An 11,566-nucleotide genomic window follows, 5' to 3' on the forward strand; every position below is an offset into this window, starting at 1 on the left:
GTTGCCGGCCAGCGGCCGGCACTCCCCGTAAATCGGTGGCCTTGGCCGGCGTGGCGATCAATCCGGGGCCTTGGCTGGCACGAACGGCGAGGTTGGATCGCTGGCCGGGAAGGTCTCTTCCAGCGCCTCGTCCTGGTTGTCGCTGGCGTGCTGCTTGCGCTCGCGCCGCTTCAGTGGACTTTCCTGGCCACCGCGATTGCGGTCACCGCAGTCCTTGCGGTCCTGGGCGGCCTGTTCAGGCTGGCGCACGACGGGCAATGCGCCCTCGTCCGGCACCGACATGCCCGCACCGCGGTTCTCGGCGTCGGCCAGGTCGTGTTTGCCGCGCTGCTCGCCCGGCTCGGGGGTGTGGTTTTCACGCAGGGGGTCACGGTTGCTGGTCATTGATCGTTCCTCCGGTAGGCCTCCACTACAGCGCGGACCAAGTAAAGCCGCTGCGAACCTGGCGTCATGAACATCTTTGTCACGACTGGATAACGGCACCACGCGTAATTCTGCCCACCCGCCCTGATGCAGGAGCCGGTCATGCCCCGCCTTGAACGCCCCGCCCCGTCCGTGTTCAACGCCCTGCTGGATCCGCTCGGCCAACGCGGCACGCAGCGCCGGACGCGCCGCATGGAGGATCCCCAGGCGGTGGCGCAGGATTACCTGCAGTACATGCTGAGCGACTACGAAGAACGCCGCGGACAGGGGCATCGCAACTGGCGGGATCTGTGCCCGGTGTATGCCTTCGCGCTGACCACGCACGCCGCCGACTGGCCGCGTGGCGGTGGTGCCGAGACCTGCGAGGAACTGGCCGAGCACTGGGACCAGATGCGCGGCCAGTCGCGCCTGAACTGGGCACAGGCGCAGCCGGTGGTGGAAGATGCCTGGCGCGCGCTGGACCACATCCCTGCCGCCGCGGTGAGGCCACTGCTGCAGTAGCGTCGGCCGCTGGCCGACAACGCCATGAAACCTGGGGATGCCGGCCAGCGGTCGGCACTACCCGCACGGCCTGCACGTTGCCCACACGGTTGTTTCACGGTGGCCGGCTGAAGCTGGCTACCCCTGCCGAAACCCAGGTGCGCATCATGGCCCGTCCGATCTGGACCGGTACGCTTTCCTTCGGTCTGCTCAACGTACCGGTCTCGCTGATGTCCGGTGAACGCAAGGTCGACCTGCACTTCCGCATGCTGGATTCGCGCGACCGCAAACCGATCCGCTTCGAACGGGTCAACGCGGACACCGGCGAGGAAGTGCCGTGGAAGGACATCGTCAAAGCCTTCGAGTACGACAAGGGCAGCTACGTCGTGCTGGAGGAAGATGATATCCGTTCGGCGGCGCCGGAGAGCCATGAAACGGTGGAGGTGGAGACCTTCGTCGACGCCACGCAGATCGATCCACGCTACTACGAAAAACCCTATCTGCTGGTGCCAGGTAAAAAGGCCGAGAAAGGTTACGTGCTGCTGCGGGAAACACTGCGAAACACCGGCAAGGTTGGTATCGCACGGGTGGTGGTGCGCACGCGCGAGTATCTGTGCGCGGTGATGCCCAACGACGACGCACTGGTGCTGATGATCCTGCGTTATCCACAGGAACTGGTCGAGCCTGATGACTACAAGCTGCCCAGTGGAAAGCTCGCCGATTACCGCATCACCAGCAAGGAGACGGCGATGGCCGAGCAGCTGATCGAGTCGATGGCCGGGGATTGGGATCCGTCGCAGTACCACGATGAGTTCCGCGAACGCCTGCAGCAGGTGCTGAACAAGCGCATCAAGTCCAAGGGCGGCACGACGAAGGTAGAAGACGAGCCGGCACCGCGCGAAGATGCCACCACCAACGTGGTGGACTTCATGTCGTTGCTGCAGAAGAGCCTGGATGCCAACAAGCGCACGCCGGCAAAGAAGGCGACAGCGGGCAAGGCAGCGGCCAGGAAGACCGCGGCGAAGAAGGCACCGGCAAAGAAGGCGGCCAAGAAGGCGGCCAAGAAGGCCGCAAAGAAAACTGCCGCGCGACGCAAGGCAGGTTGAGCCATGTCGTTGCATCAGTACCGGCGCAAGCGTCGGCTGGGCGGAGGCAGCGGGCAGACCCCCGAGCCGGATGACGCACCTGCACGGGGCAACCCGAAGCGGCGGCCGATCTTCGTGGTCCAATTGCACCACGCCAGCAGCCGTCACTACGATTTCCGCCTGGAAATGGATGGCGTGCTGAAAAGCTGGGCGGTGCCGAAAGGGCCGTCGCTACGGGTGGGCGAGAAGCGCCTGGCGGTGGAGGTGGAAGATCACCCGCTGTCCTATGCCGGCTTCGAAGGTGATATTCCGGAAGGCCATTACGGCGCCGGCCACGTCGACGTGTTCGACCACGGCAGCTGGGCCTGCGAAGGCGATCCGCTGCAAGCACTGGCGGCCGGCAAGATCGACTTCGTGTTGCATGGACAGCGTCTGTCCGGTGGCTGGAAGCTGGTGCGCACGGCGATGAAGGGCCGCCAGGTGCAGTGGCTGCTGATCAAGCGCGACGACGCGCAGGCACGCGATGCGGAGGCGGACGATCTGCTGCACACGCCAGCGCGAACATCCGCGAAGACGTCCCGGGTTTCAGCGAAGAAGACGGCGCCAGCGCCACCCCGTGCGCCGCGTTCCGCGCCACCCCGCAAGGCCGATGCACGCTGGCATGCGCGCGCGCTGAAGCTGGACGGGGCGCGCGACAAAGACTACCCGCGCCAGTTCAAACCACAGCTCACTGATCATCGCGACAGCGCACCGGACGGCGAGCGCTGGCTGCACGAGATCAAGTGGGATGGGTACCGGCTGCTGGCCGATCTGCACGAGGGCGACGTGGCGCTGCGCTCGCGCAATGGCCTGGACTGGACGGCGGATTTTCCCGAAGTGGTGCAGGCCGTACAGGCGCTGCCGGTACGCGATGCGCGCCTGGATGGGGAACTGGTAGTGCTGGACGACAACGGCCGCAGCGACTTCGCCGCGCTGCAGAGAGTGATCGACGGAAGCTCGAAACAACCGCTGCGTTACATCGTGTTCGACCTGCCGGGCGTGGCGGGGGTCGACATCAGCCGCGCACCGCTGCTGGAACGCAAGGCACTGCTGAAGGAGCTGATCGGCGACAAGCCGGGCACGCTGGCCTTCAGCGAGCACGTCATCGACCATGGCCCCGCCGTGTTCGAGGCCAGCGGCAAGGCGGGTTTCGAAGGCATCGTCAGCAAGCAGGTCGATGCGCCCTACGTGAATACCCGCGCACGCAGCTGGGCGAAAGTGAAGCACGAGGACACCGATGAGTTCCTGATCATCGGCCACACCGCGCCAAAAGGCTCGCGGGTGGGATTCGGTTCGCTGCTGCTGGCCACGCCGGACAAGGGCGGCCTGCGCTATGTCGGCCGGGTCGGTACCGGCTTCGACGACGAGAGTCTGCACGCGCTGTCGGCGACGCTCGTGCCGCTGGCGGTGAAGACAGCGGTGCTGCAGCTGCCGTCGCACGTACCGTTCCGTGCGGCCAGCGTGCGCTGGGTGAAGCCGGTGGCGGTGGCCGAGGTCGCGTTCCGCGGCTGGGGCAAGGAAGGATTGCTGCGCCAGGCCAGTTTCAAGCGACTGCGCAGTGACAAGAAGAAGGAGGACCTGGCGATGAGTGCAACACCGGTCGACGACGGCGACGATGTGGCCATCACCCATCCCGAGCGCGTGGTGTTTGCGAAGAAGAAGCTCAGCAAGGGTGACGTTGCCGACTACTACCGGCAGATGGCGCGCTGGATCCTGCCGGAAATCAGTGGACGACCGCTGTCGCTACTGCGCTGTCCCGATGGCGTCGGCAAGGCCTGCTTCTTCCAGAAGCACCATGGCCAGGGCCTGGGTGATGCGGTGCATGCGGTGCCACTGCAGCAGAAGAGCGGGCGCGAGGACTACGTCTATGTCGATGACGAGCGCGGCCTGCTGCAGCTGGTGCAGATGAACACCCTGGAACTGCATCCGTGGGGGGCGACGGTGGCCGATCCGGAGCATCCCGACCGGCTGGTGTTCGATCTTGATCCGGGTGAGGGCGTGAGCTGGGCCGACGTCAAGCGCGGTGCGCGCGATGTGCGCGATCGACTGCAGGAGACCGGGCTGCAGAGCTTTGTGCGGTTGTCCGGCGGCAAGGGCGTGCATGTGGTGGTGCCACTGCAACCTGCGGCGGACTGGGAGGACGCGAAAGCGTTCTGCGAAGCGTTCGCGCAGGCGATGGCCGAACAGGCGCCGGACCGCTACGTGGCGACGATGAGCAAGGCCAAGCGCAGCGGCGTGATCTTCATCGACTGGCTGCGCAATACACGCGGCGCGACCAGCGTGTGTTCGTGGTCGCTGCGTGCGCGCGAGAACGCGGGTGTGGCGGTGCCGTTGCGCTGGGAGGAACTGGCGCGGGTGAGTGCTGCCGATGCGTTTCCGATGGACAAGGCGTTGGCACGGGCGAAGCGTTTGAAGGCGAATCCGTGGCAGGGAATCGACGCGTTGAAGCAGACGCTGCCGACGCTGAAGCGGTAATGCCAGCCGCCGGCCGGCAACTGCAGGATCGCCCAGGTTGCCGGCCAGCGGCCGGCACTACCTGTATCCGGTCAGCGCGGATCGCGCGACGCGCGGCGACCGAACCACCAGCCCAACAACAACTGCACCGGCAGTGAAACCAGCAGGCCGATGACGAACCAGTGTGGGAAATCGCCCCCCATCATCCACAGGCCATAACCCGCGCCGAGCACCAGCAACGACCAGATCGAGGTGCCATGCGCACGTGGCCAGCACGGTGCGTAGTAGGTGGCAAAGGCAATGGCGGCGATGCCGCCGAGCACGGTGAATGCCAGGTCCCAGCCGAGCTGCGCCTCGCTTCCTGGTGTCATGCCCAGCAGCGATGGCAGCCAGCCAGCCGCACTGCTGACCAGGGTCAGCGCGAGCAGCGCGCCGATCAGGGCGAGCAGGGAGAGAAAGACGGTCTTGAGCGTGCCGGGCATGCGAGCATTGTACGGCCGCCAGGCTGCCCGGCGCTGCCGGCAGATCGGCATGGCCGCCGTGCCCGTGGGAGAGGGAAACGGGCACGGCAGCCATGCACAGGGGGTCAGGCAGCGAAGTCGATCACCACGCGGCCTTCGATGGTGCCGGCGTGCATGCGCGCGAACACCTCGTTGACGTTCTCCAGGCGGTCGGTGCTGACCGTCGCGGCGACTTTGCCTTCGGCGGCGAACTGCAGCGATTCCTGCAGGTCCAGGCGGGTGCCGACGATCGAACCGCGCACGGTGACGCCGTTGAGCACCATGCCGAAGATGTCCAGCGGGAAGTTGCCCGGAGGCAGGCCGTTGAGCGAGACCGTGCCGCCGCGACGGACCATCCCCAGCGCCTGTTCAAAAGCCTTGGGCGAAACCGCGGTGACCAGTGCACCATGCGCGCCGCCGATTTCCTTCTTCAGGAACGCGGCCGGATCGGTGGTGCGCGCGTTGACGGTGACCTGCGCGCCCAGGCGCTTGGCCAGCGCCAGCTTGGCGTCGTCCACGTCCACCGCTGCAACGTTCAGGCCCATCGCGCGGGCGTACTGCACGGCCATATGGCCGAGCCCGCCGATGCCGGAAATGGCCACCCAATCACCGGGCTTGGTGTCGGTGACCTTCAGGCCCTTGTATACGGTGACGCCCGCGCACAGCACCGGCGCGATCTCCACGAAGCCCACTTCCTTCGGAAGCAGGCCGACATAGTTGGCATCGGCCAATGCGTACTCGGCGAAGCCGCCGTTGACCGAGTAGCCGGTATTGCGCTGCGTTTCGCACAGCGTTTCCCAGCCCCCCAGGCAGTGTTCGCAATGGCCACACGCCGAGTACAACCAGGGGATGCCGACCCTGTCACCTTCCTTGATGTGCCCTACCCCGCCTCCCACGGCCACGACGTGCCCCACGCCCTCGTGACCGGGGATGAACGGCGGGTTCGGTCTCACCGGCCAGTCGCCCTCGGCGGCGTGCAGGTCGGTGTGGCAGACGCCACAGGCCTCGATCTTGACCAGCACCTCGCCCGCCCCCGGGCGCGGTACCACGACTTCCTCGATGACCAGCGGCTTGCCGAACTCACGGACGACGGCGGCCTTCATGGTTCTGTTCATGCGTGCTTCTCCGTAGTGCGCTTGCAGACAGGATGGCGCCGGCCCCATGCCCGCGCCTTGATCCCGATCAATCCTCAGAAGAAGCCGAGCTTCTTCGGTGCGTAGCTGACCAGCAGGTTCTTGGTCTGCTGGTAGTGGTCGAGCATCATCCGGTGGTTCTCGCGGCCGATGCCCGACTGCTTGTAGCCACCGAACGCGGCGTGCGCCGGGTAGGCGTGATAGCAGTTGGTCCATACCCGCCCGGCCTGGATCGCGCGGCCCACCCGGTACAGTCGCGCGGCATCGCGGCTCCAGATGCCGGCACCCAGCCCGTACAGCGTGTCGTTGGCGATCTGCAGCGCTTCTTCTTCGGTCTTGAAGGTGGTCACCGACACCACCGGCCCGAAGATTTCCTCCTGGAACACGCGCATGCCGTTGTGGCCCTTGAACACGGTGGGCTGCACATAGAAGCCGCCGGCCAGGTCGCCACCGAGAGCGGCCTTGTCGCCACCAATCAGCACCTCGGCGCCTTCCTCGCGGCCGATGGCGATGTAGGACAGGATCTTCTCCAACTGTTCGCACGATGCCTGCGCACCCACCATGGTGTTCGGGTCCAGTGGATTGCCCTGCCGGATCGCTGCCACGCGTTCGAGTACGCGTTCCATGAAGCGTTCGTAGATCGATTCCTGTACCAGCGCGCGCGACGGGCAGGTGCACACCTCGCCCTGGTTGAAGGCGAACATGACGAAGCCTTCCACCGCCTTGTCGAGGAAATCATCGTCCTCGGCCATCACGTCGGCGAAGAACAGGTTCGGTGATTTGCCGCCCAGTTCCAGCGTCACCGGAATCAGGTTCTGGCTGGCGTACTGCATGATCAGGCGGCCGGTGGAGGTTTCGCCGGTGAAGGCGATCTTGGCGATGCGCGGGCTGCTGGCCAGCGGCTTGCCCGCCTCCAGGCCGAAGCCGTTGACCACGTTGAGCACACCCGGCGGCAGCAGGTCGCCAATCACCTCCATCAGCACCAGGATCGACGCCGGGGTCTGCTCGGCAGGCTTCAGCACCACGCAGTTGCCGGCGGCCAGTGCCGGCGCCAGCTTCCAGGCGGCCATCAGCAGCGGGAAGTTCCACGGAATGATCTGCCCGACCACGCCCAGCGGTTCGTGGAAATGGTAGGCCACGGTGTCGTCGTCGATCTGCGACAAGCTGCCTTCCTGCGCGCGCAGGCAACCGGCGAAGTAGCGGAAGTGGTCGGCCATCAGCGGTACGTCGGCGTTGAGCGTCTCGCGGATCGGCTTGCCGTTGTCCCAGGTCTCGGCGTGGGCCAGCAGTTCCAGGTTCTGTTCGATGCGATCGGCGATGCGGTTGAGCAGCAGCGCACGGTGTGCGGCCGATGTGCGGCCCCAGGCGTCCTTGGCGGCGTGCGCGGCATCGAGTGCGGCGTCGATGTCCTCGGCGTTGGAGCGGGCAACTTCAGTGAACACCTGGCCGTTCACCGGCGAGATGTTGTCGAAGTACTGGCCGCTGCGCGGGGCGGTCCATTCGCCACCGATGTAGTTGCCATAGCGCGGCTTGAACAGGGAGCGCGGATCGGTGGCATGCGGGCGGGTGGACGGTACGGCGTTCATGGCGGCTCCTGTGGTGAGCATGGTGCATCCACAGGCGCAAAGACGATGCCAACTCTGGCCTGCTGCGCTGCATCACGCCTTCATCGCCCGGCCGTCGGTCATCCTGTCGCGCACCCTGCGGCAGCGCAGCAGGCGCGGCCGTTGCAGGCCGACGCGGGGTGTGCTGTTAATCGGGACAGGTTCCGCAACAACTGTCGCAATGTGCGACACAGGAGGCTGTCGGTGTCCCCGCTTGCTCCCGATCCCCGCCTGGGAAGTGCCCGGCGCAGTTTCTTCGAGCGCGGCGCTGCTCCCGTCGGCGCGGTGCCCGAGGCGATCCTGCATTCCTGGCAACGCTGCCAACGGCACGGCCTGCTGGTGGATGCGCAGCCGGCCGCCGAACCACTGACCGACAACCGCCTGCGCGAACTGCGCCAGCGCCGCGAGCGCCTGTGGCGACAAGCGCGCCCGGAGCTGGATGGACTGGCTGCGGAAATGACCCAGAGCGGCAGCATCGTGCTGCTGACCGATGAAGACGGCTGGATCCTCGACGCCGAAGGCAGTGCCGGTTTCCTCGACAAGGCGGGCCGTGTCGCGCTGATGCCGGGCATGCGCTGGGACGAAGGCACGGTCGGCACCAACGCGATCGGCACCGCGCTGGTCGACGGGCGTGCGCTGCAGGTGCGTGGCGGCGAGCACTACTTCGCCCCGCACGGCATCCTCACCTGTTCGGCCGTGCCGATCCTGGACCCCTACGGGCAATGCCTGGGTGTGCTCGATGTGTCCGGCGACGCGCGGTTGCCACACGTGCACGCGCTGGCGCTGGTGCGGCAGGCGGTAGCGCAGATCGAGCACCGCGGTTTCGCCGACGGCCTGGCCGACTGCGAGCTGCTGCGCCTGCATCATCAGCCCGCGCTGCTGGGCAGTGCGCGCGAAGGCGTGCTCGGCTTCCGCGGCGGTCGCCTGGTCGCGGCCAATCGTGCCGGCCTTGCCTTGTTCGGGCTGGATCGCCAGGACATCGGCCGCACGCCATACGAAGCATTGTTCGAACAGCCGCTGTCGCGCCTGGCCGATGACGGCGTGCTGCTTGATCGCCAGGGCCGTCGTCTGTACGGCGTGCACGAGGCCCGTGCGTCGCGACGCAGTGTGGCTACGCCTGGGCCGACCTCGCCGTTGCCGGTCCGTGCACAGGGACCACTGTTCGATACCGGGCAGCAACAGCAGCTGGCCACCGCAGGACGCGTGCTGCAGGCCGGGCTGCCGGTGCTGCTGCAGGGTGAGACCGGCACCGGCAAGGAAGTCTTCGCGCGGGAAGTGCACGCACGCAGCACGCGTGCGGGAAAGCCCTTCGTCGCGGTGAACTGCGCGGCGCTACCGGAAGGCCTGATCGAAGCAGAGCTGTTCGGCTACGAGGAGGGTGCCTTTACCGGTGCGCGCCGGCAGGGCAGCCCGGGCCTGCTGCGGCAGGCCGAGGGCGGTACGTTGTTCCTCGATGAGATCGGCGACATGCCGCTGGCGCTGCAACCGCGCCTGCTGCGCGTGCTGCAGGAACGCGAGCTGTCACCGCTGGGCGGCGGCAAGCCGGTGAAACTGGATTTCGCACTGGTCTGCGCCAGCCACTGCGAACTGCCGCAGGCGGTGGATGCCGGTCGCTTCCGTGCGGATCTGTACTACCGCATCGCCGACCACGTGGTGACCCTGGCGCCGTTGCGGCAGCACCCCGATCGCGCTGCCGTGGTGGATGCCCTGTGGCAGCAGCTGGGACAGGGCCATGCGTTGTCGGCGCAGACGCGCGCGACGCTGGCCGCCCATGCCTGGCCCGGCAACCTGCGCCAGCTGAGTGCCTGCCTGCGCACGCTGGCCGCACTGGCTGAGCCGGGTCAACCGGTGGGCGCGCAGCTGCTGCCCGCGGACGTGCGTGCTGGCACGTCCACCGCGCCAGCAGTGCCTGCCAGCGGGGCATTGGAGGAGATCGCCGAGGCGGCCATGCGCCAGACGCTGGCCGAATGCCTGGGCAACGTCAGCGCGGCCGCCAAGCGGCTGGGGATCAACCGCAGCACCCTGTACCGGCGGCTGGGTACGCCACGCGGCTGAGCGGATGCGCTGGCGCCGGGTCTGTGCCCGGCTCCAGCAGGGGCCGAGGGATCAGCCCGCCAGCACCGCAGCCTCGCGCGCCAGGCGCTCGACGCTGTCCCAGTCTCGGGTCTGCATCAGTGCGGCGGTGGTCAGCCAAGAGCCGCCCACGCACAGCACGTTGGGCAGATGCAGGAACTGGCTGGCGGTCTGCGCACTGATGCCACCGGTCGGGCAGAAGCGCACATCGCCGAACGGACCGTGCCACGCCGACAGCATCGCGGCACCACCGGCCTGCACCGCGGGGAAGAACTTGAAGGTATCCAGGCCATGTTCCAGGCCGACGATCAGCTCCGAACCGGTGGCCACACCCGGCAGGTAGGGCAGATCGGCATCGCGTGCGGCGGCATACAGCCGTGGGGTCGCCCCGGGCGACACCGCGAAGCGGCCGCCGGCCTGTTTCACCGCCTGCATCTGCGCGGCATCGAGCACGGTGCCGGCACCAATCACCGCATCCGGCACGGCGTCGACCATCGCCTTGATGGCTTCCAGCGCACGCGGCGTGCGCAGGGTCACCTCGATCACCGGCAGGCCACCACGGAACAGCGCCTGCGCGACCTGCACCGCATCGTCGATGTCATCGGGGGTGAACACCGGAATCACCGGTGCCAGTTTCAGTACCGCACGAACGCGTGGATCAGCGCCGGACATCGAATCGCTCCTCGCCCATCAGGGCCAACACATCAGCTTCGCTGACGGGATTGAAATCGCCGGGAATGGAGTGCTTCAGGCCCCCGGCGGCCAGGCCGAAGCGCACGGTGGCGTCGGCATCGAAGGCGGACAGGATGCCATGCAGGATGCCTGCCGCGAAGGCATCACCACCGCCGATGCGGTCGACGATGCCCTGCAGCTGGCGTACCGGGGCCTGTGCGCGGGTGCCATCGCGGCCAAGCAGCAGCGCGCCCAGCGCATGGTGGTCCACGCTCAGCGTTTGCCGCTGGGTGCAGGCCAGCCATTGCAGCTGCGGGAACGCTTCGAACGCCGCCGCCGCCGCCGCTTCCACGCGCGCGACTAAGTCGGCTTGTTCGAAGCGCTGGCCGAGGATGACTTCGATATCGCGGTAATCGGCAAAGACGATGTCGGCCTGCGCGAACAGTTCGTGCAGGATCGCCTGCGCATCGCCGCCCCAGCGCTGCCACAGCTTCGGCCGGAAGTTGCCGTCGAAGGACACACGCACGCCCAGCGCACGCGCGGCGCGCGCTGCGGCCAGCGTGGCCTGCGCCACGTCCGGGCCCAGCGCCGGGCTGACCCCGGACAGGTGCAGCCACTGCGCGCCCTGCAGCAGTGCCGGCCAGTCGTAGTCGGTGGCGGTGCTGTTGGCGAATGCCGAATCGGCACGGTCGTAGACCACTTCACTGGCCCGTTGCACCGCGCCGGTGGTCAGGAAATACAGGCCCATGCGGCCGTCGGCATCTTCGCGCACGCTGCGCGTATCGACCCCATGCCGGCGCAGTTCGGCCAGCGCATGCGCGCCAAGCGCGTTGCCGGCGACGGTACTGACCATGGCCACGTCATGTCCAAAACGGGACAGCGAGACAGCCACGTTCGCCTCGGCGCCACCGACGTGCACCTGCAGCTGCGGCGACTGCAGCAGCAGTTCGCGACCGGGTGCACCCAGGCGCAGCAGCAATTCCCCGAAACACACGATACGACCCATTTTCTGCTCCTTCACGCGTGCCGCCCGCATGTGACACTGGGCGGCGTGGTAGTGGACCACGCGTGGGGCGTGGAATTGGCTAGCGGTGTCATTTCGA

At 67.2% G+C, this 11,566-nt stretch carries 10 protein-coding genes; 4 read left to right on the forward strand and 6 right to left on the reverse strand.

Going from position 1 to position 11,566, the window contains the following annotated elements; genetic code table 11:
* Window positions 1–57: 57 nt before the first annotated feature.
* Window positions 58–384, reverse strand: coding sequence for a hypothetical protein (locus tag ACEF39_RS00100; protein WP_500286512.1), 327 nt, complete (start codon window positions 382–384; stop codon window positions 58–60).
* Between the two features lie 141 nt (window positions 385–525).
* Between ACEF39_RS00100 and ACEF39_RS00105 the strand changes: the two genes are divergently transcribed.
* The 3 genes from ACEF39_RS00105 to ligD all read left to right on the forward strand — a co-directional run bounded on the left by ACEF39_RS00105 (window position 526) and on the right by ligD (window position 4,502).
* Window positions 526–924 (forward strand): hypothetical protein, encoded by a 399-nt coding sequence (locus tag ACEF39_RS00105; protein WP_500286513.1) that lies wholly within the window; start codon window positions 526–528, stop codon window positions 922–924.
* A 146-nt stretch (window positions 925–1,070) separates the two neighbouring features.
* Window positions 1,071–2,009, forward strand: a complete 939-nt coding sequence (ku, locus tag ACEF39_RS00110; RefSeq protein ID WP_500286514.1) for a non-homologous end joining protein Ku — start codon at window positions 1,071–1,073, stop codon at window positions 2,007–2,009.
* A 3-nt stretch (window positions 2,010–2,012) separates the two neighbouring features.
* Window positions 2,013–4,502, forward strand: coding sequence for a DNA ligase D (ligD, locus tag ACEF39_RS00115; RefSeq protein WP_500286515.1), 2,490 nt, complete (start codon window positions 2,013–2,015; stop codon window positions 4,500–4,502).
* 71 nt (window positions 4,503–4,573) lie between these two features.
* Here ligD and ACEF39_RS00120 read toward each other — a convergent pair whose 3' ends face one another.
* The 3 genes from ACEF39_RS00120 to adh form a co-directional block, all read right to left on the reverse strand.
* Window positions 4,574–4,963, reverse strand: coding sequence for a hypothetical protein (locus tag ACEF39_RS00120; RefSeq protein WP_500286516.1), 390 nt, complete (start codon window positions 4,961–4,963; stop codon window positions 4,574–4,576).
* 104 nt (window positions 4,964–5,067) lie between these two features.
* Entirely contained in the window at window positions 5,068–6,096 is a 1,029-nt protein-coding gene (adhP, locus tag ACEF39_RS00125; RefSeq protein WP_180164743.1) for an alcohol dehydrogenase AdhP, read from the reverse strand.
* A gap of 74 nt (window positions 6,097–6,170) precedes the next feature.
* Window positions 6,171–7,700: an aldehyde dehydrogenase gene (gene adh, locus ACEF39_RS00130; RefSeq protein WP_500286517.1), complete on the reverse strand. Its 1,530-nt coding sequence runs from the start codon at window positions 7,698–7,700 to the stop codon at window positions 6,171–6,173.
* A 222-nt stretch (window positions 7,701–7,922) separates the two neighbouring features.
* On the opposite strand from adh, the gene ACEF39_RS00135 reads away from it, so the two are divergent.
* Entirely contained in the window at window positions 7,923–9,773 is a 1,851-nt protein-coding gene (locus ACEF39_RS00135; protein WP_500286518.1) for a sigma-54-dependent Fis family transcriptional regulator, read from the forward strand.
* Between the two features lie 51 nt (window positions 9,774–9,824).
* Here the strand turns inward: ACEF39_RS00135 and eda are convergent, their stop codons facing one another.
* Entirely contained in the window at window positions 9,825–10,463 is a 639-nt protein-coding gene (eda, locus tag ACEF39_RS00140) for a bifunctional 4-hydroxy-2-oxoglutarate aldolase/2-dehydro-3-deoxy-phosphogluconate aldolase (protein ID WP_033832654.1), read from the reverse strand.
* Window positions 10,450–11,469 carry a sugar kinase gene (locus tag ACEF39_RS00145; RefSeq protein ID WP_500286519.1) on the reverse strand — a complete coding sequence of 340 codons (1,020 nt, stop codon included), beginning with the start codon at window positions 11,467–11,469 and terminating at the stop codon, window positions 10,450–10,452. The genes eda and ACEF39_RS00145 overlap by 14 nt, the downstream gene beginning before the upstream one ends.
* Window positions 11,470–11,566: the final 97 nt, after the last annotated feature.

This window comes from Stenotrophomonas indicatrix (assembly GCA_041545745.1).
In the GTDB taxonomy this organism is placed as follows: Bacteria; Pseudomonadota; Gammaproteobacteria; order Xanthomonadales; family Xanthomonadaceae; genus Stenotrophomonas; species Stenotrophomonas indicatrix_A.

Excerpts from the sequence above, each read along its gene's own strand:
- ligD (WP_500286515.1), top strand. The coding sequence starts at position 2,013 with ATGTCGTTGCATCAGTACCGGCGCAAGCGTCGGCTGGGCGGAGGCAGC.
- ACEF39_RS00100 (WP_500286512.1), bottom strand. The coding sequence starts at position 384 with ATGACCAGCAACCGTGACCCCCTGCGTGAAAACCACACCCCCGAGCCG.
- ACEF39_RS00120 (WP_500286516.1), bottom strand. The coding sequence starts at position 4,963 with ATGCCCGGCACGCTCAAGACCGTCTTTCTCTCCCTGCTCGCCCTGATC.
- adhP (WP_180164743.1), bottom strand. The coding sequence starts at position 6,096 with ATGAACAGAACCATGAAGGCCGCCGTCGTCCGTGAGTTCGGCAAGCCG.
- ACEF39_RS00145 (WP_500286519.1), bottom strand. The coding sequence starts at position 11,469 with ATGGGTCGTATCGTGTGTTTCGGGGAATTGCTGCTGCGCCTGGGTGCA.
- adh (WP_500286517.1), bottom strand. The coding sequence starts at position 7,700 with ATGAACGCCGTACCGTCCACCCGCCCGCATGCCACCGATCCGCGCTCC.
- ACEF39_RS00105 (WP_500286513.1), top strand. The coding sequence starts at position 526 with ATGCCCCGCCTTGAACGCCCCGCCCCGTCCGTGTTCAACGCCCTGCTG.
- ku (WP_500286514.1), top strand. The coding sequence starts at position 1,071 with ATGGCCCGTCCGATCTGGACCGGTACGCTTTCCTTCGGTCTGCTCAAC.
- eda (WP_033832654.1), bottom strand. The coding sequence starts at position 10,463 with ATGTCCGGCGCTGATCCACGCGTTCGTGCGGTACTGAAACTGGCACCG.